Genomic DNA, 22081 nt, shown 5'->3' with positions numbered 1-22081 from the left:
CGTCCGCTCAAACGAAACTTATGCCCTTTGGGTATAAAGCTGAGTTGAGCGGCTCGTCCGCTCAAACGAAACTTATGCCCTTTGGGTATAAAATTTAGTTAATTATCTTCCGTTTACGGCTTTTTTAAGGTATCAGCTATTCATGCGCAATCGGTTTGCGCATCGCGAGTAATAAATCCCCTGGTTGCGTCGGGGCAATTTAAGCATTGTTTCCCATGTAAGTTTCTGCGAGGTGCTTTCATGATTAACAAATTGATTAAAATTATTTTGATCCTGGCCATGAACCTTATGGCTCGGGCTGCATTTTCAATCCCACTGGATAATCTAGCGAAACCGGGAACTTATAAGCAAGCTGCCGGTACGGATTCAGGCACTGCCGATCGTTATGCGCTGCCCTCGAATAAGGTCCACATCGAATCCTGCCGACGAGCAAGCCTGGCTCAGCATCCCGGCGTTATTGAAAAACAGCGGATCGTACATCGGCACGGAGATTTTTGGGTGCGGATAGAGATACAGGCGGAGCAAGATGCGGAGTGGTTTACACTGTGTAGCTTAGAAACCGGTAAAATCATCCTTGAGCAGAAAGTGCCGGATGTTTCGCCCTGACAAATCGGCATTGTTGAGTCACGGAAGCGTTATCGGTATTTTGAAGGTGGTAAAAGACATCGCTAACAAATAAAATTTAACCGGGTTTTAGTGCGTATAGCATCACTGCCGTTAAGTTAAAACTCGTTCCGTTCGCCTCATTCGACAAACTCACCACGAACGGCTTAACTTAATGTCAGTAGCGGATAGCATGCAAGCTTCATTTTTTGTCAAATTCAAAGGACGACATGATTTTTAATTTCTACCGGCCGGTAGCGTTAGCCAGGACCCTGGCAAAGCGGTTGACGATACTGGCCTTATGCGGCCTGTCAGGTTGCTTTTCACCGATCGCGCTGGATTATGCGGTCATCGAATACGACAAGGCAACGACAGATACGTTATCGAAACAGCTGCTGTTAAATATTGCCCGCTCCCATCAGCATCAACCGCTGCATTTCACCGGCATTTCCAATATTGCCGCGACGTTTAATTTTCAATTTAATGCCGGGGCGACGCCGGCGTTTACCGGCGAGACCGGTTCGTTATTGACGCCGGTGTTTGGCGGCACGGTTTCCGAGAATCCGACCATCAGTATCGTGCCGATCGAAGGCGAGGAATTTACCCGCCGATTGCTGACGCCATTTCAGGAAAACAAACTGACCATGTTATTGCGGCAGGGCGTTGACGTGGACTTGGTGCTGCGCCTGCTGTCCGGAGAGTTGCGCGTTTATAGCGGCGAACAGAGCGGTATTTACCTGAACAAGCCTGCCGATGCCGGAGGCTACCGGTTGTTTCGGCAAGCTGTACTGCACTTGTCGTCGATCCAGGATAGACACAAGTTATTTGTCGAACCGTTGATGTTCGACCAGCAGTGGACTTTGCCCGCCCAATCGTTGACGGCGGAACAAATGGCCGGACTGCAAAAAGAATTCAAGGTGGAATATCGGCCCGAGCGTAAGGAAATCATATTAAGTAAGCGGGTGACCGGCCATATCCTGTTGACCAATTACGATCCGTCAACGCTCAGCAACGAGGAGCGCATACGTTTGCATGAAGAAGCCGACCAGGGCGCGGATAACGATGTCAGTGTCGATATCCGGCCTGGTTATCCGGGAGGCGAATGGCCGATACACGGGGTTTTTCGCTTACGCAGTTTTCACAATGTGTTGAATTTTATCGGACAGTCCATCACTGACGATCCCGAATATACGGTTGCCCAACATCCGCAAACGCCAATTGTCAGCGAGAACCCGGTGTATACGATGGCTATGCTGGTTAGCGATGACGAACCGCCGGCAGCCGATATGAGCGTGAAGTTCGGCGATTGGTACTACGCGCTTAAAGCTGAAACCGGCTATCAATGGAATCGCGAAGGCTTTCGGCTGTTATGCCAGATTTTTCAAATGACTATTACCGATCTGGCGCAGCAGGGCGCGCCGGCGATTACTATTGCCAAATAACGGGGAAAACTTTTGACTGAACCAACAAACGACAACATGGTCATGAAGTGCGTGGCCTATCAAAACGGCGTCAGCATCGGCGACGTGACCATCGAAGACATCAGCGAAGTGCTGAAACGGGAGCACACTTTTGTCTGGCTGGGGTTACGCGAAGCAAACGCCGCATTATTAGCCGAAATCCAGAAGGAATTCGGGTTGCATGATTTGGCTATCGAAGATGCCTGCGCCGCGCACCAGCGTCCTAAAATCGAAGAATACGGCGAATCGCTGTTCATGGTGTTGCATACCGCCCATCTTGCCAAAGAGCAGGTCGAGTTTGGCGAAACCCATATTTTCCTCGGTCCGCGTTTTTTGGTGACAGTCAGGCATGGCGCGTCGCGCAGTCACAGCAAAGTCAGGGAGCGCTGCGAAGCCATGCCGCAGCAATTGGCGAAAGGGCCGGGATTTGTGCTGTATTCGATCATGGATTTTATCGTCGATAACTATATACCGGTTATCGACGGTTTGCAGGAACGGTTCGATGTATTGGAATCGGCAATATTTGCATACCGGCCCAGCCGGCAAACGATAGAAGGCCTTTACGAATTAAAACGAGAGTTGTTGCAGTTGGAAAGTGCGATAAATCCGGTCATCGATATTTGCAATGAGCTGATGCGTTTTCACGGCGGCGTTATTCCGAAGGACGTGCTGGTGTATTTTCGCGATATTGCCGATCACATTAAACGCATCGACCAGGCGATTCACGGCATGCGCGAAATGCTATTGGCGGCGATGCAGGTGCACCTGACTTTTGAAACGGTGCGCCAGAACGAAGTCGTCAAACGGCTAGCCGGTTGGGGGGCTATCTTGGCGATACCGACGATGGTGTTCAGTTGGTACGGCATGAATTTCAGGCACATGCCGGAGCTGGATTGGGAGTACAGTTATCCGGCCGTCATCGGCGGCGTGGCGCTGTGCAGTTTGTTGCTTTATTTACGTTTGAAAAAAGCCGGCTGGCTGTAATTTTAAAATAGGCACGCGATGCGCTAGACTATCGTGATGAGCAGCATCGTTCCGATCCCAAGCAATTGCCGATCCGAGCGGAAACCGGTCATTTCCTGCAAGGCAAAAGTCCTTGTTCTGTATCTAATCCTAAAAAAATAATTAACGGAATATTCATGACAAAACGAATCCTGTACTTTTTGACGCCCGGCGAAAACATCAGCCCATTTGATGTCACCCTCGCCGCCGATGCCGGCTTTGATATAGTGGTGCCGCTGACTAAAATTGAAGCCAAGAATACAGCGGCCGTGGTTCAGGATGCTATTTTTTGCCGTCCGCCGAAACGTTTTAACGATACCGGTATTTTTATCGGCGGACGCGACGTCCATATGGCGACCGATATGTTCCAAAGCGCGAAAAAAGCGATGGTAGAACCTTTTGAAGTCGGCGTTTTTGCCGATCCGAACGGCGCTTATACGACTTCCGCGAGCGTCGTCGCGCTGGTTGCAAAGGTGCTGAAAGAGCATCACAACATGGACTTGAACGGCCGCAACGTCGCCGTATTCGGCACCGGTCCGGTCGGAATCTGTACGGCCATACTGGCGGCCAAGCAAGGCGCGAACGTCAAGTTGTGCCAGTTGCTTGCCGATGATGACAAAAGAGAGGCGTTGAACTTTTGCCAGCGCTATGAAGCCAATGTCGAATGGGTTTCCGCCCAAACCAACGAAGAAAAAACTAACGAAGTGGCCGACAGCGAGGTGATTATCTGCGCTGCAAGAGCCGGCGTGCGTATTCTCGAGGGCTCATTGAAAAATGCCCACAACCTGTTGGCGGCCGCCGACACCAACGCTGTACCTCCCAGCGGGATATTAGGCATAGGCTTGCATGATTTAGGCGCGGAAGTTGAATATGCTAACGGCAGTTTCCGCAGTGTCGGACCGTTGGCTATCGGCAACCTGAAATACAAAGTTCAGTTCGGTTTGTTCGAACAAATCCAAAAATCCAGCAAAGCGGCATTGATCGATTTTCCTGAAGCTTACGAATTCGCGTTGTCTTTGCTCGAAAAACAGGCGTAAAAATAACTGAAGCGATAAGCCTATTTCAGGCTCAGCCAGGCTTGCTCCTGTTGACTTAAGCCGTTCATGCTTCGATATGAACGGCTTAAGTCGCAATAGGAAATCCGCACCGAAGCCGTTTCAGGGTGCCGCTGACAGCCGAAGCTTGCACTCCCGTTGCATTTTCGATATAGCATTTTGGCATGGCGTAAGCGCAACTAATCTTAGAAGTTCCCCAAAAACAGACGCTATCCGACCGCATTCAACGTTTTCCGTTAAATCAAGTTTCCAAAAGGTACGCGATGCGTGCCCTACCCATTCGCATCATTCGTCTCCGCCATTGGCTTAAGATTATGCGCGCGTTAGACCTTCCCGTTTTTAAAAATCCGGAAGGTTTGAATAGACCGTTATTTTTTACAGTTTCTTTATAACGATAGCAGTACATTGACAACTTGAAACATTCATAGGAAAAGGCAATTATGACTTTTATCTACGGTTTGAGCGGCGTGCTCGCATGCGCCTTATTCATTTATTTGCTGGTGGCGTTATTTTATCCGGAGAAATTCTGATGACTACAAACGGTCTGTTGCAAATCTCGTTATATTTTATCGTCCTGCTGGCGTTGGCTAAGCCTTTGGGCAACTATATGGCGGCGGTTTATGAAAACCGCCCGCTATGGCTGAAACGCCTGTTGGCGCCTGTGGAATCCGGTTTTTACCGCCTGAGCGGCGTTAAGCCGGAACAGGACATGAACTGGAAAGAATACGCGACGGCTTTGCTATGGTTTAACCTGTTCGGAGTCCTGACCGTATTCGCGTTGCAAACGCTGCAAAGCCATCTACCGTTGAATCCGCAGCAGTTGGCTAATGTCTCGGTAGATTCGGCATTCAATACTGCGGTCAGTTTTACCACCAATACCAACTGGCAGGGCTACGGCGGCGAAACGACGATGAGCTATTTGACCCAGATGCTGGGGCTTAGCGTGCAAAACTTCGTTTCGGCCGCCACCGGGATGGCGGTTTTGGCCGCTCTGATACGTGGTTTTCAGCGCGCTCATGCCGACGGCATCGGCAACTTTTGGGCGGATTTGACCCGAGGCACGCTATATATTCTTTTGCCGCTATCGTTTTTGTTTGCGTTGATACTTGCCGGCCAAGGCGTCGTGCAAACATTCAAACCTTATTACAGCATTCCGCAGCTTGAGCAGGTTGCCAACGCCACGGAAACCGCCAAGCAAACCCTGGCCTTGGGGCCTGCCGCTTCGCAAATTGCGATCAAACAACTCGGCACCAACGGCGGCGGTTTTTTTAACGTCAATTCGGCGCATCCTTACGAAAATCCCACGCCGCTGTCCAACTTCCTCGAAATGCTGGCTATCTTGCTGATTCCGGCCGCGTTGTGCCATACCTTCGGCTCGATGGTCGGCGACCAGCGCCAGGGCTGGGCTATTTTGTCTGCGATGACGCTGGTGTTGGTCAGCTTGCTGTTTGTCACGGTCGGTTTTGAACAAGGCGGCAATCCGGCGCTGGCTGCGCTTGGCGTCGAGCAATCCGGCGGCAACATGGAAGGCAAGGAGACCCGTTTCGGCATCGTCAATTCCGTGCTGTGGGCGACCGCAACCACGGCGGCGTCGAACGGTTCGGTCAACTCGATGCTTGACTCTTACACGCCGTTGGGCGGCATGATGCCGATGTGGCTGATCCAATTGGGTGAAATCATTTTCGGCGGCGTCGGTTCCGGCCTGTACGGCATGCTGATTTTTGCGTTGATTGCGGTGTTTGTCGCCGGTTTAATGATAGGTCGCACGCCGGAATATCTCGGCAAAAAAATCGAAGCGTTCGAGATGAAAATGTCGGCAATCGTTATTTTAATTCCGGCTTTGCTGATCCTCGGCGGCACGGCCGTGGCGATCATGATGGACGCAGGGAAAACAGCGGTTGCTAACCCCGGCGCGCACGGATTCAGTGAAATTCTTTATGCCTTTTCCTCGGCGGCGGGCAACAACGGCAGTGCGTTTGCCGGATTAAGCGCCAACTCGCCGTTTTATAACATCGCCTTGGCTATCTCAATGCTGATCGGACGTTACGGAATTATTATCCCGGTACTTGCTATCGCCGGCTCATTGGCGGCCAAAAAGACCGTTCCAGTCACAGCCGGCACCTTGCCTACGCATACACCGCTGTTTGTCGTGCTGCTGATAGGCACCATCGTCCTGGTCGGCGCGCTGACGTTTGTGCCGGCGCTGGCGCTGGGGCCCGTGGTCGAGCATTTGGCGATGGTTAACGGGAAATAGGCGGGTTTATGCCATTCCCCGACAAGAAGTCCTGGTTAAGACTTTCCTGGTTTTTACTGGAGCCGCTCCCGGCGGCTCCAGCACTTCTGACCGCCATGGACGGAGGAAATGCCGAGGATTGCCGGGAGCAGTCTCGGCCGCCATCCCTGGCAGCCGTAAAACCTGGAAGGTCTTTGATGCGGCACTTGCCTAAACGTCAAACGGGACGGGGTAGCCACATAGATTTAAGCAATAAGAGAAACACTCTATGAGCACAAAAAGTCATACGCAACAACTATTTAACAAACAGATTCTGTTGTCTGCGCTAGGCGATACCTTTCGCAAACTGGCGCCGCAACAGCAATGGAAAAACCCGGTCATGTTCGTCGTTTATATCGGCAGTATACTGACCTCCGGCATAGGCTTATCGGAATTATTGTCCGGGAACGGCGCACAAACCGGCTTCATCCTGGCCATTACCTTCTGGCTTTGGTTTACCGTATTGTTCGCCAATTTCGCCGAAAGCGTCGCCGAAGGCCGCAGCAAGGCGCAGGCGGCATCCTTACGCAGCGCCAAGCGCGACATCATGGCGAAAAAACTGGACGAGCCTGGTTATAGCCAGGATTACAGCAAAGTCACCAGCACGTCGCTACGGCGCGGCGACATCGTGCTGATCGAAGCCGGCGATTTCGTGCCGGCCGACGCCGAAGTCATCGAAGGCGCCGCCAGCGTCGACGAAAGCGCAATCACCGGCGAAAGCGCGCCGGTCATCCGCGAGTCGGGCGGCGATTTCAGTTCAATCACCGGCGGCACGCGGGTGTTGTCCGATTGGCTGGTTGCAAGGGTTGTCGTCAATCCCGGCGAAGCGTTCCTGGACCGGATGATCGCGATGGTCGAAAGCGCGTCGCGGCAAAAAACGCCGAACGAAATCGCGTTGACGATCCTGCTGGTCGCGTTGACGCTGATTTTTCTATTAGTGACCGCAACGTTGCTGCCGTATTCGCTGTACAGCGTTGAAATCGCCCAATCCGGCACGCCGGTTTCGATCACCGTGCTGGTCGCACTGCTGGTCTGCCTGATTCCGACGACGATAGGCGGCTTGCTGTCCGCTATCGGCGTCGCCGGCATAGGCCGGATGATGCAGAAAAACGTGATCGCGACCTCGGGCCGGGCCATCGAAGCGGCCGGCGACGTCGACGTGCTGTTGCTGGACAAGACCGGCACGATCACGCTCGGCAACCGCCAGGCTTCTGCGTTCCTGCCGATTGGCGGCACCAGCGAAAAAGAGCTGGCCGATGCCGCGCAACTGGCGACGTTGGCCGACGAAACGCCGGAAGGCCGCAGCATCATTGTGCTGGCCAAGCAGAAATTTGCGATTCGCGAACGCAAACTTCACGACCTGGACGCGACCTTCGTACCGTTCAGCGCGCAAACCCGGATGAGCGGCATCAATATCGGCGAGCGCCAGATTCGTAAAGGCGCTGCCGACGCTATCCGCGGCTATGTCGAAAGCCGGGGCACAAAATTTCCCGACGAAGCGACGCGCGTGGCCGACATCGTCGCGCGCCGGGGCAGCACGCCGCTGCTGGTCGCCGACGGCAGCCGGGTATTGGGCGTCATCGAGCTGAAAGATACGGTCAAGGGCGGCATCAAGGAACGCTTCGTCGAACTGCGCAACATGGGCATCAAAACCATCATGATTACCGGCGATAACCGTTTGACGGCCGCCGCGATTGCGGCCGAAGCGGGTGTCGACGACTTTCTGGCCGAAGCGACGCCGGAAGCCAAATTGAAGCTGATTCGCGAGCAACAAGCCGAAGGCCGGCTGGTTGCGATGACCGGCGACGGCACCAACGACGCGCCGGCGCTGGCCCAGGCCGACGTCGCGGTGGCGATGAACTCGGGCACGCAGGCGGCGAAAGAAGCCGGCAACATGGTTGACCTGGATTCGAACCCGACCAAGCTGATCGAAATCGTCGAAACCGGCAAGCAAATGCTGATGACGCGCGGTGCGTTGACCACGTTCAGTTTGGCGAACGATTTAGCCAAATATTTCGCGATCATCCCGGCCACGTTCGCGAGCACGTACCCCGAGCTGGGCGTGCTGAATATCATGGGACTCAGCAGCCCGGACAACGCGATACTCGCCGCGGTGATATTCAATGCGTTGATTATCGTCGCGTTGATTCCGTTGGCATTGAAAGGCGTTAGGTACCGTCCGCAAAACGCAGAGACATTGCTGCGCAATAATTTATTGGTTTACGGTGGCGGCGGGGTTATCGTGCCGTTTATAGGAATTAAGCTGATTGACCTCGGCTTAACTGCGTTACCGTTTTAATTAAGGGAGCCAACAATGACCAAGCAGATCAAACCCGCCATCGTCATGCTATTGCTTTTCCGCTCGTTCCCAAGCTCTTGCTTGGGAATGCCCTCCGGGAAGCTCTAGCTTCCCGAGACAGTAAAAGCTGGAGTTTGATAGTCAGCGTAAAATAAGGGCTTCGGTGAAAATGCGTTCAGCAATGCTCAAACGCTGTCGAACGTAAGGCTGGAGCATGGGAACGATGCATAACTTCAAATTTGAAGGAGATAAAAATGATCGTATTAAGACAAATCCAATCCATAGAAGGCGATGTAATGACCGTCAAGTTACCGTCCGAGTTTAAATATTACCAACAGGCGGAAATCATCGTTCTGCCTGTGGAAGACAGCCTCAAGAAACCAGATACCGAAGCGTTTATCCAACGTTTTGCCGGAGCGATTCCCGATTTTCCGGAGTTAGACATACTGTTGCCGGAAACTCGGGAAGAGTGGGAATGATGTATTTATTAGACACCAACACTTGCATTGCTTTCTTGAAAAACAATCCGGCGGTTATCGCCAAAATAAGAACGGTAGGCATGGAAAAGCTCATGCTTTGCTCGGTAGTAAAAGCGGAACTCTGGTTTGGCGCGTGCAAAAGCGAACGGATAACGGCTAACCAGGCCTTGTTAAAAGAATTTTTCGCCGAGCTTCCAAGCGCGCCTTTTGATGATAATGCGGTAGCGCATTATGGTGAAATCCGGGCTTTGCTAACGAAAACAGGCAAACCGATTGGCGCCAATGACCTATTGATTGCCGCAACGGCCAGGGCCAATCGAGTTACGTTAGTGACCCATAACACCAAGGAGTTTATTCGCGTTCAGGATTTGCTGATTGAGGATTGGATAGATGCATGAAGAATACTTTAGATAACTTGAAGCCGGCCGGACCATGTTGTTCCCTTGTAACCTTCCAGTTTTCCTTAACCTGAAAGCCGTAACCGACAGCGTTCTCAACCGTCGGATGGCGAAAACAAGGTATTGGGGCGTCTTATTAAACTCAAGTCATGGGAATTACTTATGCAAACCACTATCAAACCCGCACTAATCTTACTCTTATGTTTCACCGCATTGACCGGTATCGCTTATCCATTGGCGGTCACGCTGATCGCGCAAAGCGTATTTTCGAACCAAGCCAACGGCAGCTTGCTGGGCAGTAATGAGCAGCCGCTCGGTTCCGAGTTAATCGGTCAGCCATTTACCCAACCCCAGTATTTTTGGGGACGGCCTTCGGCGACGTCGCCAGCTGCTTATAACGGCGCTGCATCCAGCGGCTCCAACCAAGGACCGACTAATCCGGCATTACTGGACGCTGTGCAAGCGCGCGTCAAAACCTTGTACGATGCCGATCCCGGACATTCGGAAGCGGTGCCTGTGGATTTGGTAACCGCCTCGGCCAGCGGTCTTGATCCCGATATCAGCCCTGGCGCTGCGGCTTATCAAATCAGCCGCGTTGCCAGAGCCAGACAGATGTCGCCGGACAGCGTGCGCGCATTGGTTGAGCGTTATACCGAAGCGCGGCAATGGGGCGTGTTGGGCGAGGCTCGGGTCAATGTATTGAAGTTGAATTTGGCTTTGGATCAGCGTCTTAAGTGAAGTCCGGCTTAAATAAACATAAACCGCATTATGAACGATTCCAGCCGTCCCGATCCTGACACCCTGTTAGCCCGCGTGGAACGCGAGGAAAACCAGCGCCGCCGAGGGCGGCTTAAGGTTTTTTTCGGCGCGGCAGCAGGCGTTGGCAAAACTTACGCAATGCTGCTGGCAGCCAAAGCCAAGCGGGATGAAGGCGTCGATGTGGTGGTCGGGCTGGTCGAAACGCATGACCGGCCGGAAACCGTAGCCGTATTAAAAGGTCTGGATGTACTGCCGCCCAAATTAGTGAAACATCACGGCACGGTGCTGCGCGAATTCGATTTGGACGGCGTGTTGAAGCGCCGTCCCAGCCTGGTCTTGGTGGACGAGTTGGCGCACAGCAACGTTGCCGGTTGCCGCCACCCGAAACGTTGGCAGGATGTCGAAGAATTACTGCATGCCGGCATCGACGTGTACAGCACGCTGAACGTCCAGCATTTGGAAAGCCTCAACGACGATGTCAGTCAAGTCACCGGTATCCAGGTTAAGGAAACCGTGCCGGATACGGTTTTCGAGATGGCCGATGACGTTGAATTGATTGACCTGCCGCCGGATGAATTATTGCTGCGGCTCAAGGAAGGCAAAGTTTATCTGCCGCAACAGGCGGAGCGGGCGATGCGCAATTTCTTCCGCAAAGGCAACTTGATCGCATTGCGGGAATTATCCTTACGCCTGACCGCCGACAGGGTCGATGCGCAAATGCAGGATTATCGGGAGAATCATGCGATCAGCGATGTCTGGCCGGTCGGCGACCGCATACTGGTCTGCATAGGCCCCAATCCGATTGCCGAGCGCTTGGTGCGCGCGGCCAAACGGCTCGCTACCAGTCTCCATGCTCACTGGATCGTGGCCTACGTGGAAACGCCGGAACTGCAACGCCTGCCTGCCGATCGCCGCGACGAGGTGCTGCGGGTTTTGCGTTTTGCCGAGCAGTTGGGGGCCGAAACGGCGACGTTGTCAGGCCCGGATATGAGCAGGGAAATCCTGGGGTTCGCCAAAAGCCGCAATATCACCAAAATCGTATTAGGCAAACCCAGCCGCCGCGGCTGGAAGCGCTGGCTGCTGGGTTCGGTTGTCGATACGCTGATTGTTGAAGCGCATAACATCAACGTTTATTTGCTCGGTAGCCCGCGCGGCAAAGGCCGTGCCGAGCAAAAAATTTCTAAAGAAATGCCGCTGACAAAAGCGTTGCGGCCCAATTATCCCTGGGGCCGAGGCAAGCGGCGCTGGTTGAATTGGGGGTGGGCGGTTGGCATGACCGCTTGCACGAGTTTAGCGGCCTGGCTAATGTCCGGTAAATTCGAACTGGCTAACCTGGTCATGGTCTATTTGCTGGGCGTGGTGTTCATGGCAGCCCGCTTCGGTCGCGAGGCTTCCGTATTAACCTCGGTATTGAGCGTGGCCGCGTTCGATTTTCTGTTTGTGAATCCGGTTCATACTTTTGTCGTTGCGGACGTCCAGTATTTAGTGACCTTTTTAATTATGCTGCTGGTCGGTTTGATCATCAGCCATTTGACCAGCAATATGCGCTCGCAGGCCAAAGTTGCTTCGCACCGCGAGCGCCGGGCCAATGTGCTTTATGCATTGAGTGAAGAGCTGGCAACCAGCCGCTCCGTCACGGAAGCGGCCACGGTGGCAGTGCGGCATATTCAGGATGAATTCGGCGGTAACAGCGTGTTGCTGTTTCCTGACGACGATGGAAGGATTGTTTATCCTGTCGATCCGCCGGTCCCGGAATCTTTGCTCAATTGCGATCTTAGCGTTGCGCAGTGGGTTTTCGATCACGGCCAGATAGCCGGGCAGGGTACCGATACGCTACCCGGTGCCGATGCAGTGTATTTTCCGATGTCCGGTTTTCGCGGCGTGATCGGTGTGTTGGTGTTGCGGGCGGCTAATTTGCGCCGGGTGTTTTTACCTGAGCAGCGGCGGCTGTTGGACACTTTTATCAGCCAGATTGCGCAAACTATTGAGCGGGTGCGCTTTGCCGATGAGGCGCAGCAAACGCAATTGCGGATGGAATCCGAGAGCTTGCGCAATTCGTTGCTCAGCGCGATTTCGCATGATTTACGCACGCCGTTGGCGTCGATTGTCGGTGCGGCCAGTACCTTGGTCGAAGAAGATGCCCAGCTTGACGCCTCGGACCGGAAAGAATTAAGCCTGACTATCTATGACGAAGCGTTACGCATGTCGAACCTGACCAATAATATTCTGGATATGGCGCGGCTGGATGCGGGACAGGCATCGTTGAACCGGCAATGGTATCTGTTGGACGAAATTATCGGCGGCACGTTGACGCGAATGAAAAAGCGGCTTAAAGGACGGGCCGTCAATACCAAGCTGCCGGACGAACTCTGCCTGGTGCGTGTCGATGCGGTGCTGATCGAACAAGTGTTGGTCAACCTGCTGGAAAATGCCTGTAAATACACGCAGCCGGGCAGCCCGATCGACATCGTCGCCGAACTTTCCGCCCATATGCTAAAGGTCACGGTCGCGGATCGCGGCCCCGGCATACCGCCCGGCGAAGAGGAAAAACTGTTCGATAAATTCTACCGGGTACACCGAGAAGGTACGCAAAGCGGAGTCGGCCTGGGCTTAGCTATTTGCAAGGCCATCATTATGGCGCATGGCGGCGTTATTGGTGCAACTAACCGGCAAAGCGGCGGGGCGCAGTTCTTTTTCCTGTTGCCGGTCGATGAAGCGCCGCCGCAACTGGCTGCGGAGCCGATGCAAGATGAATAGCGCTAAGGATGGTGTGTATGCCGCAAGACTGTCGGGAACAGGCGCGGCGAACGCCAAACCGGTCATCGTGGTTATCGAAGACGATCCGCAAATCTGCCGGTTTTTACGGACCAGTTTGAGCGTTCATGGTTTTCAGGTCATTGAGGCCGGAACCGGTGAACGAGGTGTAATAGAAGTCGGCACGCGCAAGCCGGAGTTGGTCATCCTCGATTTGGGCTTGCCGGGTATGGACGGCATAGCGGTGATCCGGAAAGTCCGGGAATGGTCGGCGGTGCCGATCATCGTGCTGTCGGCAAGAAGCCAGGAGAACAGCAAGATCGGCGCGTTGGACGCCGGAGCGGACGATTACCTGACCAAGCCGTTCAGCATCGGCGAATTGCTGGCGCGCATCCGCGTATCGCTGCGCCATGCCGCCCAGCTTGCCGGCGACAGCGTTGAAACGTTGTTTTGCGTCGGCGACTTGCGGGTCGATTTAGCCCGGCGCAACGTGCATATCGGCGACCGGGAAATTCACCTGACGCCAATCGAGTACCGCCTGTTGAACGTATTGATCCACAATGCCGGTAAAGTGCTGACGCACCGGCAGTTGCTGCTGGACGTTTGGGGGCCTGCCTACGTCGAGCATGCCCACTATGTCAGGATTTATATGGGGCAATTGCGCCGCAAACTTGAAGCCGACCCGGCCCAGCCCAGATATTTGCTAACTGAAGCGGGAGTTGGGTATCGGTTGGCGGGCGGGGAGTAAGTTAATTCGGTTCGCAGTGCATATAACGTTGTTCGATAGGATTTAAATGAAATCCAACACTTGGCATCGATTATCGGTTTATTTTAGTTAAGCAAGCCGGTAAAAACTGTAATAAGATAACCGCCATTTTTATTTTTAAAGAGTCACGTTATGCGGCGTTTTATGTTACTGAGTTTGCTCGCTTTTTCGGTTTATGCAGCCGATGACGACGAAAAGCCCCCAAGGCTTGAGGCTGTGCCTGAAGCGCCGGAGCCGCCTTTGCCGGTGCAAAGCGGTGAGAATATGGAGCCGGACATTACGATTATCCGTAAAGGCAAGGATACTATCCAGGAATATCGCCGTGGCGGCAGGCTTTATATGATAAAAGTCGTTCCGGCCGTCGGTCCTCCGTATTATTTTCTCGACCTCAACGGCGACGGCAAGATGGATGTGCGGCGTAGCGATCTGGATAGAGATTCGGACATCAATATGTGGAAGTTGTTGGAATGGTAGCCGCTTAGATTCGTGTCTGTATTTACTTGCATTACGCGTCCGCAACTCGATCAATTCTTTAATTCTTATGTCCTCGGTGAAGTCGTCGGTTTTGAAGGCATAACGGACGGCATCGACAATACCAATTATTCGGTAACCACTACGCAGGGCCGGTTCGTCTTAACGCTGTTTGAATCGCTGGCTGTCGATGAGTTGGCGCATATTTTAAAATTATTGGCGCATTTGGGTAAAAGCGATCTGCCTTGCCCAAGTCCTCAATGCGATAGACAGGGAAATTCGTTGCGCCGGCTTAACGGTAAACCGGCAGCGGTATTCAAGCGTTTGTCCGGCACGGCGGTGGTGTCGCCGTCAATCCTGCATTGCCAGGAAATAGGTTTACAGTTGGCAAGTTTGCACCGTTGTACGGAAGGCTATGTTTTTCCGATAAAAAGCGGCAATGATTTAAGCTGGTGCGAGGCGGTGCTGAATAAAATCGACGCGCATTTATCGGCGGCAGATCGCGAACTGATTAACGATGAGCTGGCTTTTCAAGCGCAAAACACCCCGGCGAATTTGCCTCGAGGCGTGATTCACGCCGACCTGTTCAGGGACAATGTGTTGTTTGACGATGACCGGCTCAGCGGCTTATTGGATTTTTACAGCGCCTGCACCGATACGTTGCTGCTGGATGTTGCGATAACAGCGAATGACTGGTGCTGTGACGAGGGATTGATAAATAAAGAAAAACTAGCGGCGTTGTTAACGGCTTATGAAAGCCTGAGACCGTTGCAGCCGTTGGAAAAACAATACTGGCCGGCATTGCTGAGGGCTGCGGCGTTACGTTTCTGGTTATCGCGGCTTGCCTATCGGTTTTATCCCCGGTCCGGCGAAATAACCCAGCAAAAGGATCCGTTGGTTTTTCGGCGTATTTTATTGCAGCATCGGCAACAGTCTTATTTAGCGAATGACAAAAATATTTTTAACCTTAGGAGCACAGCATGATTAAGTTTCTTCATATGATCTTTATTCTCTTATCTATCTCGAGCTTTATCGGCAGGGTTTATCTGGCGGAAAAACAGCCGGCGATGCTGGAACAAAAATGGATAAAAATCGGGCCGCATATTATCAATAGCTTGTTGCTGCTTAGCGGTTTTACGCTGGTGTTTCAAGGCTCATGGCTGTCGGGCGAATACGGTTGGATTGTCGCCAAGCTGATAGCTTTAGTGGCCTACGTCGGCTTGGGTATTGTCGCTATCAAGAGCCAGGGCGATTTGCGTTGGAAAGCTTTTGCCGGTGCGCTGGCTTGCTTCGTTTATATTGCGGCAGTCGCGGTCACGAAGAGTGCCTTCATATTTTTCTAAATTGTCATAAAGAAAATTCAAGTTTACCGATTTGTTGATCCAGCCAAAACAATACGTCTTTGGCTTTGGGCAACCGGTCTTTATCGAATTCGGGAACTGGGGCGTTGGTTAACGTCGTCCAGCGGGACAGCCGGTTTTTTAGCTGTCCCTGTTCGCTGACGGTAAAATGATAGCGTTCCAGCAGTTGTTCAAACAGTACCGATTCTTCCGGCCCGGATATCAGTTTCGCTAGGCGGCTTAATTCTTTTAGTAGGGTTTCAATCGTTGCCACATGCGCCGCGATTAATTCAGCAACCTGCTTGGCTTGGATGTTCCCGGCAGGAGATGATTCATTATCGGAGATTACTTTCAGGCAATGGATTAATTCAGCGGACGAAAACCGTACAGCGGTTTCATAAAATGCCGATGCTTCCATGTCGCAAAGAGTGTGCGGGTCATAATTAAGCAGCGTTCTTGATACGGTTTGGATGCCGGCTTTGGCGCAGGAAGGGGTGAAGACCAGCGGCGGATAATAACTCTTAGCGCTATCGGCGTCGGTGATTTTATCGATTAAAAACAGGTTGCCGATGGCATGGTCTTTATGTCCGGCGATACCGATATTAACCAGAACCGGGTTTTCAACCGAAGCAAACAAGGCCTGGGTGTAAGCCACTCCGGCAGCCATCGCGCTTTTGCCGAGTCCGCTTACTGTCAGGCAGATGTTTTGATTGAGATAAACTGCAAACGGCTGGACAGTCGTGTCTTTTTTTAAATTGAAATGCTCAACCAGCGGCTTGGCCTCACAAGGCAAGGCCGCGTAGATGAAAATTTGCGGTGAGGTTAATTGATTCATAAGGTCTCATGTCGCTTGCAGTAAGCGACATTGCCTTTACTTATTTGTTTTCCTGCATTACATGAAAAGCGTCGGTATAAATGTCGGCCATTGAAGCGCCTTTCATAAAGGCCATTTTTTTGGTTTGGTTGACCATTTCCGGATGTCCGCACAGGAACACTCGCCATCCGTTCAGAGTTTCAATGGACGATAAGGCGACATCGTGAGCGCGGCCCCGGACATGGCCCGAATCACTCTCTTCGCCGGAAAGGCAGGAGGTGTAATGGACGTTGGCGAATTTTCCGGCAAGTTCGCGCATTTCATCAATCATATATAAGCCGTTAACATCGCGGCTACCATGGAATAAATGGATAGGACCTGAATGCTCCTGCGCCAACGCATCGGCAATAATGCCGTAAAGCGGCGCCAGGCCGCTGCCTGTTCCTATCAGCAATAAAGGCTGTTCTGCGCGTCCGGGCAAATAGTGGCAAGAGCCTTGGGCTTCTGAGACCGACAACTGAGCGCCTAACTCCAATTCATCATATACCCAACTGCTGAATTGGCCGTTCGGTAAGCGGCGGATATGAAATTCCAGGGTATTTTTATGATGCGGGATATTCGCGATCGAATAGCTGCGGATTAAGCCGTCGGTCCGTTTTAAGTTAACAAACTGGCCGGCGAAAAACTCAAACGGGGCTTGGTATTCCAAAACCAAATGTACGATGTCGGGCGTTAATCGCTGCTTTTTGACAACGACCGCTTCAACCGAAGAGCCTTGCTGGTTAGGTAACGCAATGGTCATATCCTGTTCCGGATGGCAAACGCAAGCCAGAAAATATTTCTGTTTTTGCAACGTATCCTTAAGGCCGGATTGGGCTGAGACAGGTGGAGGGGTGTCAAGGCTGCGCATCATGCAGGCTTGGCAAAGTCCTTGGCGGCAACCATAAGATACTTTTACGTTTTCCCTTAACAGGGTGTCCAATACAGTTTCATCCGGTTGGCAGGAAAATGTTGATTCGCCAATAGTTATGCTTCGCATGGTCTCCACCTGGTATTTCAATTATTTGCCCAAAACGTCGTTGCGTGTGCTTTCTGCAATAGCAGCAGCTTGAGCAATCAATTCTTGCGGTACGTTTAATTCGGTTAAAGTAGCGCCGAGATGCTCCATGACGATGTCGAAATGGCTGGCATTTAAGCCCATCTTGACCAGATGGGCATGAGCGTTGCGCATGTCTTGGCCGTTATAGTTATTCGGACCGCCGAAAGCCATGGTTAAAAAAGCTTTTTGTTTAGCCGCTTGTTTTTCCATGTCGGAATTGTCGAAAAAACGGTTAATGCGGTAATCACCCAACACTTTGCGATAAAAAATATCAACGGCAGCATTAACAGCCGCTTCGCCGCCGAGCTTTTCGTAAAGGGATGGGCTTGAAGTTGTTTCTTGTGTATCGCTCATTATGGTCTCCAGTATTATGTAGTGTAATTATTATTATTTAAGCAAGCTTGCTCATAGAGAAGTGTATAACAATAGACGTTTTTTTGCTATATAAAACTTTTATAAGTTATATGTGTCATAATAAACTATTATGACTCTATGTCCAATAACGTTATAACGAAAAGGATGAATTCGCCGATGTCTCAAAACGTAAGTTCCCGCCAACATCAAATACTTGAATATTTGCTTGAGAGCCCGAGCGGCTTGAGCGTTGACGATCTGGCGAAGGCGCTGGATATTTCCAGAACGGGTGTGCAGCAGCATTTTGTTGTTCTTGAGCGCGATGGTTATATTAAAAAAAGCGCTCACAATAAGACAGCCGGACGTCCGGTGGCTATCTACGTCTTGACCGACAAAGGCAATAATTATTTTCCGAAGCAATATGCCTGGTTTTCGGCATTAATTCTTAGCGATCTGCAGCAGGAAATCGGTCCGGAACGATTCAAAGCCTATATGCAAAAACTGGGCGGCAAGCTGGCGGATAAGTTGCAGGGCAGGTTTGAAGGGAAAGATTTGCATGAACGGGTTGATGAGTTGGCTACAGTGATGGCCGGTCTTGGTTTTCACGTTAAAGTTGACAGGGAGCCTGAGGCGGAGGGCCTGAATATGCAGGCTTACAATTGTATTTATCACGACTTGGCGCAGGAACACCATGATGTCTGCGAGTTCGATGTGGCGCTGATGTCGGCGTTGTTGGATAAACAAGTCGAGCAATTAAGTTGTATGGCCAAGGGCGATTGCAACTGTAGTTTTAGAATTAAATAGTTTAAGCAGTGCTTGGTTGGTTGCCGGTAATAGCGCCCGTTTCAGTAAATCATGTCGATGATAGCCCGGAATAACAACCGGGTTGTTTATATAATTGTCTTATATTTTAATTAATTGTTGCGCTTTCATGAGAATCGACATAAATTAAAGTCACTAACTGAAATCAGGAGGCCGCTCATGTCGATCGCAGTTCAACTTAATCCGGAAAGAAAGCAACAGGCTCATCAGTTGATAGCCGAATTACAACATGAAAGACAACAGGTTTGGTTTTTATATTGTCATGTCGCCGCACTGATGCCTTTTTCGGCTAACCCGACAGTGAGAAAAAAGCTGGCCCGGTTTTCTGAAATATTGATCGATTACGTTTCTCTTGGCCATTTTGGCATTTGCGAATGCCTGTTCAGGGATGCCGACAGCCAAGATCCGGCATTGTCAGCCGCCGAACAAATTTATCCGGCATTGTCATCCACGACGGACGCGGCAGTATCGTTTAACGATAAATATGAAGGCGGGGCTGCAATCGTTCTTGACGATCTGAAACAGGATTTATCGGCCTTAGGTGAAAATCTGGCGAAAAGAATCGATCTGGAAGACCGTCTTTGTGAGTTGATGCTGCAATAGCTGTTTTTTGATAACGACCAGCGGCTGTCACGCCGCTGGTCTTATATGGCTACTTTGTTTCTTTAGTTTTTTCCTGCCTGTTTATAATCGCTTTCGGCGTTTCCTTGCCGTCGCTTTGCGCGGCATTCTTGACGTAGATTTGTTTTAGACGGTTAAAAGCCGACCATAACGTCTTGTCCATGACGACCTGATTGCCGATGGAAACAATGACCCTGGTTAGTTCGGGGATTTTATTCTTGGTTGAAGCTAAATAAATCGGTTGAACATAGAGAACGGTATTGCCCATCGGCAGAATAATCATCCGGCCCATTTCAACAACCGAGCCCGATTGTCCCCATAACGTAAACTGCGCCGAAATTTCAGGGTCTTGATTAATCAGCGCTTCAACTTGCGCAGGGCCGTTAACCTGGACATCCTTGCCGAACTTATAAACGGTAATGCCGGGCTTGTAGTCCGGGCCGCAGTTGGTTTTATCCAGCGTTCCCGCTACGCCTATCATACTCAGATTGCCTCTGTTAACGGGAGTCATCGGGTTTATCAATACGAATTCCTCTTTATCGTTACAGTTGCCAAAGTCCATCGTCTGATAATAAGGCCGTACCGTTTCTCCGCGGACATTGGCGAACTGCCATGTTTCGGCCTGTTCGTAGAATAGTTCAGGGCTTTGCTGATGATACTTGGCGTATACCTTCATTTGCAGGTATTGGAGATCGCGGGGATAACGCAAGTGCTGCCTTAATTCAGCCGGCATTTCCTCCAGGTTTTTAAACAAGCCGGGATATGCGCTGCTGTAAGCCTGAATAATCGAGTCCGATGGGTTGGAAATATAAAAATCGACATCGCCGTCAAAAGCATCGACAACAACCTTAACCGAGTTACGGATGTAGTTAAAATCCTGGTGACCTTCCAGAAAATCATCGTCCGCGGGTTTGGATACCGGATACTTGTTGGACAAGGTGTAGGCGTCCTGTATCCAGTAGAACCTATCCTTGGTTATAACCAGATAAGGGTCTTTATCCAGATGTAAAAAGGGCGTTAATCTGCTAATACGCTCAGTTATATTTCTGCGGATTTTGACTTTACTCTCCGAAGAGATATTGGTTGAAAAGAATATTTTTTCGTCGTTGAAATAAGCGGCAAACAATGCTTTCCTGAATAGCGACGGAATGGGGATGCCGCCTTCGCCATGATAAGCGGTTTCCGTGTTGGGTGCATTGGAACCGGCTATTCCTACAATGTCGAGCTTATTCGGAACGATCGCATAGTCGAAATGCTCCAGGCCATAGTAGATATCCGGATGCTCGACCTTAAAACCGACATCCGAGTACATGTTTAAATCGCGTAAATACCAGACAAGGGGGCTGTCGGCATCCTGCGCTGCGGGCGTGACGACGGCGCCATAGCCGTGGGTATAGCGCAAATGCATGTTTTCCCAGTTTTGCGCTTCAGGCGGCAACTTCGAAACGTTAATTTCCCTCGCTGCAAGGTTAACCTGCCGGGTATGGTCGAGAATAAAATAGCGGTCTTCATCGACAGACAGAATTCTGTAATAAGGCCTTATTTCCTGCAACTGCTTATAGTTGTCGATGATGAATTCCCTGTCCCAAACCGGAATATTCTCAAAATGTTTTTGCGTGCTCCATGTTTCAATGTCTTTGGTTGCATCCAGCTGAATCGTCGTATCGACCGTTTTAATATTTTTTAAATCGTATGCATCCAATGTCGCATCGATGTTGTATTTCATGAACGATTTATTGGATTTGACCGGATTCGGGTTGACTATATATTTTTGGATTAAATCCGGAATAAATTGAATTTTCGGCAAACCTGCTACGCAGAGGAACAAGGTAAGCGATATTAAAAACGGCTCTTTTACCCGGTGTTTTTCTGAAAAAATGAACAGGCCTGCCGTGATTGCAGTCGCCGCGAAGGTAATAATTTCCAGCCAGATCAGCGGCAAGTGATAGCGCAACTCAACAAAGCCCGGACCGTAAAATATCGGCTCATGCGTGTCGGTATAAAGCAGCGTAAAACGATCCAGCATGAATCCCCAAATCACAAAGGCAACCACAAGGCCGATTAGAACGGTCAGGTGAACCTTGGCGCCTAAAGGAAATTCGGAGCTTTGGTTAGGTATAAAAACATGTTCCAGCCAATATAAAGCGCCGACCATGCAGAAGATTAGCGCGGAAGTTGTCAGCATTTCCTGCTGAATCAGCATATAGGTTGGATAGGACAGCATATAAAAGCTGACGTCCTTGCCGTAAACCGGTTCCGTTATACCCGAGTCGCTGCCGAAAAAATACAGCAGTGTCGTTTCCCATTGGCTGTAGAAAGGGATAGCGATAAACACCGCCAATATCAGCGAGACCGGTGTATAGACGGTTGCCGAACCGCTCAAAAAGGTATCGGCAAAGCGCTGGAAGCGCCGGCGCTTATCCAAATTGCTGAGAATCTCGTCCGGCGGGTTTAAGCCCAAATAGCGCGAAGCGATCCAGAAATGAAAAAAGAAAATCGCAAAAAACGCCAGCGTCACGCCACCTGCAAGGAAGAATTTGTAGAGCAGTCTCAGCCAGAAATAAGCTTCAAGTTTTAATGATTCGTACCACCATAAGTCGACAAACAGATCGAGAAATATGAAATAGAAGGCGACATATAAAACAACGGCAATGCCAAGTGTCACTCCAATCAGCGCGGGTAAAAGCTTCAAGTTCCGCATAGCGTCCTCTTA

General features: G+C 51.1%; 21 protein-coding genes. 17 read left to right on the top strand and 4 right to left on the bottom strand.

Annotated elements, in window-relative coordinates:
* Positions 1-240 precede the first annotated feature (240 nt).
* The 15 genes from EKO24_RS11940 to EKO24_RS11870 all read left to right on the top strand — a co-directional run bounded on the left by EKO24_RS11940 (position 241) and on the right by EKO24_RS11870 (position 15661).
* Positions 241-606 carry a hypothetical protein gene (locus EKO24_RS11940; protein WP_127029142.1) on the top strand — a complete coding sequence of 122 codons (366 nt, stop codon included), beginning with the start codon at positions 241-243 and terminating at the stop codon, positions 604-606.
* Positions 607-833: 227 nt separating this feature from the next.
* Positions 834-2045, top strand: coding sequence for a hypothetical protein (locus tag EKO24_RS11935; protein WP_127029141.1), 1212 nt, complete (start codon positions 834-836; stop codon positions 2043-2045).
* 36 nt (positions 2046-2081) lie between these two features.
* A complete protein-coding gene (locus EKO24_RS11930) occupies positions 2082-3047 on the top strand; it encodes a magnesium and cobalt transport protein CorA (RefSeq protein WP_127029149.1) in 966 nt (321 codons plus the stop codon).
* A 155-nt stretch (positions 3048-3202) separates the two neighbouring features.
* The gene (locus tag EKO24_RS11925; protein WP_127029140.1) at positions 3203-4102 is read left to right on the top strand and encodes an NAD(P)-dependent methylenetetrahydromethanopterin dehydrogenase; all 900 of its coding nucleotides are present in this window, start codon (positions 3203-3205) and stop codon (positions 4100-4102) included.
* Between the two features lie 458 nt (positions 4103-4560).
* Positions 4561-4650: a K(+)-transporting ATPase subunit F gene (gene kdpF, locus EKO24_RS11920; protein ID WP_127029139.1), complete on the top strand. Its 90-nt coding sequence runs from the start codon at positions 4561-4563 to the stop codon at positions 4648-4650.
* Positions 4650-6374 carry a potassium-transporting ATPase subunit KdpA gene (gene kdpA / locus EKO24_RS11915; protein ID WP_127029138.1) on the top strand — a complete coding sequence of 575 codons (1725 nt, stop codon included), beginning with the start codon at positions 4650-4652 and terminating at the stop codon, positions 6372-6374. The genes kdpF and kdpA overlap by 1 nt, the downstream gene beginning before the upstream one ends.
* Positions 6375-6621: 247 nt before the next feature.
* Positions 6622-8691 (top strand): potassium-transporting ATPase subunit KdpB, encoded by a 2070-nt coding sequence (gene kdpB / locus EKO24_RS11910; protein ID WP_127029137.1) that lies wholly within the window; start codon positions 6622-6624, stop codon positions 8689-8691.
* A 254-nt stretch (positions 8692-8945) separates the two neighbouring features.
* The gene (locus tag EKO24_RS11905) at positions 8946-9170 is read left to right on the top strand and encodes a hypothetical protein (protein ID WP_127029136.1); all 225 of its coding nucleotides are present in this window, start codon (positions 8946-8948) and stop codon (positions 9168-9170) included.
* A complete protein-coding gene (vapC, locus tag EKO24_RS11900; RefSeq protein ID WP_127029135.1) occupies positions 9167-9568 on the top strand; it encodes a type II toxin-antitoxin system tRNA(fMet)-specific endonuclease VapC in 402 nt (133 codons plus the stop codon). Before EKO24_RS11905 ends, vapC begins: the two co-directional genes overlap by 4 nt.
* A gap of 162 nt (positions 9569-9730) precedes the next feature.
* Positions 9731-10306: a potassium-transporting ATPase subunit KdpC gene (gene kdpC, locus EKO24_RS11895; RefSeq protein WP_127029134.1), complete on the top strand. Its 576-nt coding sequence runs from the start codon at positions 9731-9733 to the stop codon at positions 10304-10306.
* Positions 10307-10336: 30 nt separating this feature from the next.
* The gene (locus tag EKO24_RS11890) at positions 10337-13084 is read left to right on the top strand and encodes a sensor histidine kinase (protein WP_127029133.1); all 2748 of its coding nucleotides are present in this window, start codon (positions 10337-10339) and stop codon (positions 13082-13084) included.
* Positions 13077-13829, top strand: a complete 753-nt coding sequence (locus EKO24_RS11885) for a response regulator (RefSeq protein ID WP_241674495.1) — start codon at positions 13077-13079, stop codon at positions 13827-13829. Before EKO24_RS11890 ends, EKO24_RS11885 begins: the two co-directional genes overlap by 8 nt.
* Before the next feature lie 150 nt (positions 13830-13979).
* A complete protein-coding gene (locus tag EKO24_RS11880; RefSeq protein WP_127029132.1) occupies positions 13980-14321 on the top strand; it encodes a DUF2782 domain-containing protein in 342 nt (113 codons plus the stop codon).
* Positions 14322-14333: 12 nt separating this feature from the next.
* Complete coding sequence (locus EKO24_RS11875) at positions 14334-15302, top strand: homoserine kinase (protein WP_127029131.1); 969 nt, start codon at positions 14334-14336, stop codon at positions 15300-15302.
* Entirely contained in the window at positions 15299-15661 is a 363-nt protein-coding gene (locus EKO24_RS11870) for a SirB2 family protein (protein ID WP_127029130.1), read from the top strand. Before EKO24_RS11875 ends, EKO24_RS11870 begins: the two co-directional genes overlap by 4 nt.
* Positions 15662-15665: 4 nt before the next feature.
* Here EKO24_RS11870 and EKO24_RS11865 read toward each other — a convergent pair whose 3' ends face one another.
* Genes EKO24_RS11865 through EKO24_RS11855 form a run of 3 tightly spaced genes read right to left on the bottom strand, consistent with a single transcriptional unit; the run spans position 15666 to position 17925 of the window.
* Positions 15666-16493: a nucleoside phosphorylase-I family protein gene (locus EKO24_RS11865; RefSeq protein WP_127029129.1), complete on the bottom strand. Its 828-nt coding sequence runs from the start codon at positions 16491-16493 to the stop codon at positions 15666-15668.
* 40 nt (positions 16494-16533) lie between these two features.
* Positions 16534-17511 carry a 2Fe-2S iron-sulfur cluster-binding protein gene (locus EKO24_RS11860; protein ID WP_127029128.1) on the bottom strand — a complete coding sequence of 326 codons (978 nt, stop codon included), beginning with the start codon at positions 17509-17511 and terminating at the stop codon, positions 16534-16536.
* A gap of 21 nt (positions 17512-17532) precedes the next feature.
* Positions 17533-17925, bottom strand: a complete 393-nt coding sequence (locus EKO24_RS11855) for a group I truncated hemoglobin (RefSeq protein WP_127029127.1) — start codon at positions 17923-17925, stop codon at positions 17533-17535.
* Positions 17926-18102: 177 nt separating this feature from the next.
* On the opposite strand from EKO24_RS11855, the gene EKO24_RS11850 reads away from it, so the two are divergent.
* Positions 18103-18729 (top strand): helix-turn-helix transcriptional regulator, encoded by a 627-nt coding sequence (locus EKO24_RS11850; RefSeq protein ID WP_127029126.1) that lies wholly within the window; start codon positions 18103-18105, stop codon positions 18727-18729.
* 177 nt (positions 18730-18906) lie between these two features.
* Positions 18907-19350, top strand: a complete 444-nt coding sequence (locus EKO24_RS11845; RefSeq protein WP_127029125.1) for an Rsd/AlgQ family anti-sigma factor — start codon at positions 18907-18909, stop codon at positions 19348-19350.
* A 49-nt stretch (positions 19351-19399) separates the two neighbouring features.
* Here EKO24_RS11845 and EKO24_RS11840 read toward each other — a convergent pair whose 3' ends face one another.
* Positions 19400-22069: a UPF0182 family protein gene (locus tag EKO24_RS11840; protein WP_127029124.1), complete on the bottom strand. Its 2670-nt coding sequence runs from the start codon at positions 22067-22069 to the stop codon at positions 19400-19402.
* Positions 22070-22081 lie beyond the last annotated feature (12 nt).

Source organism: Candidatus Methylobacter oryzae (assembly GCF_003994235.2).
GTDB classification, from domain to species: Bacteria; Pseudomonadota; Gammaproteobacteria; order Methylococcales; family Methylomonadaceae; genus Methylobacter_A; species Methylobacter_A oryzae.
Note: the sequence above shows the minus strand (reverse complement) of the source record. Positions and strands in the feature narration are given on the sequence as shown.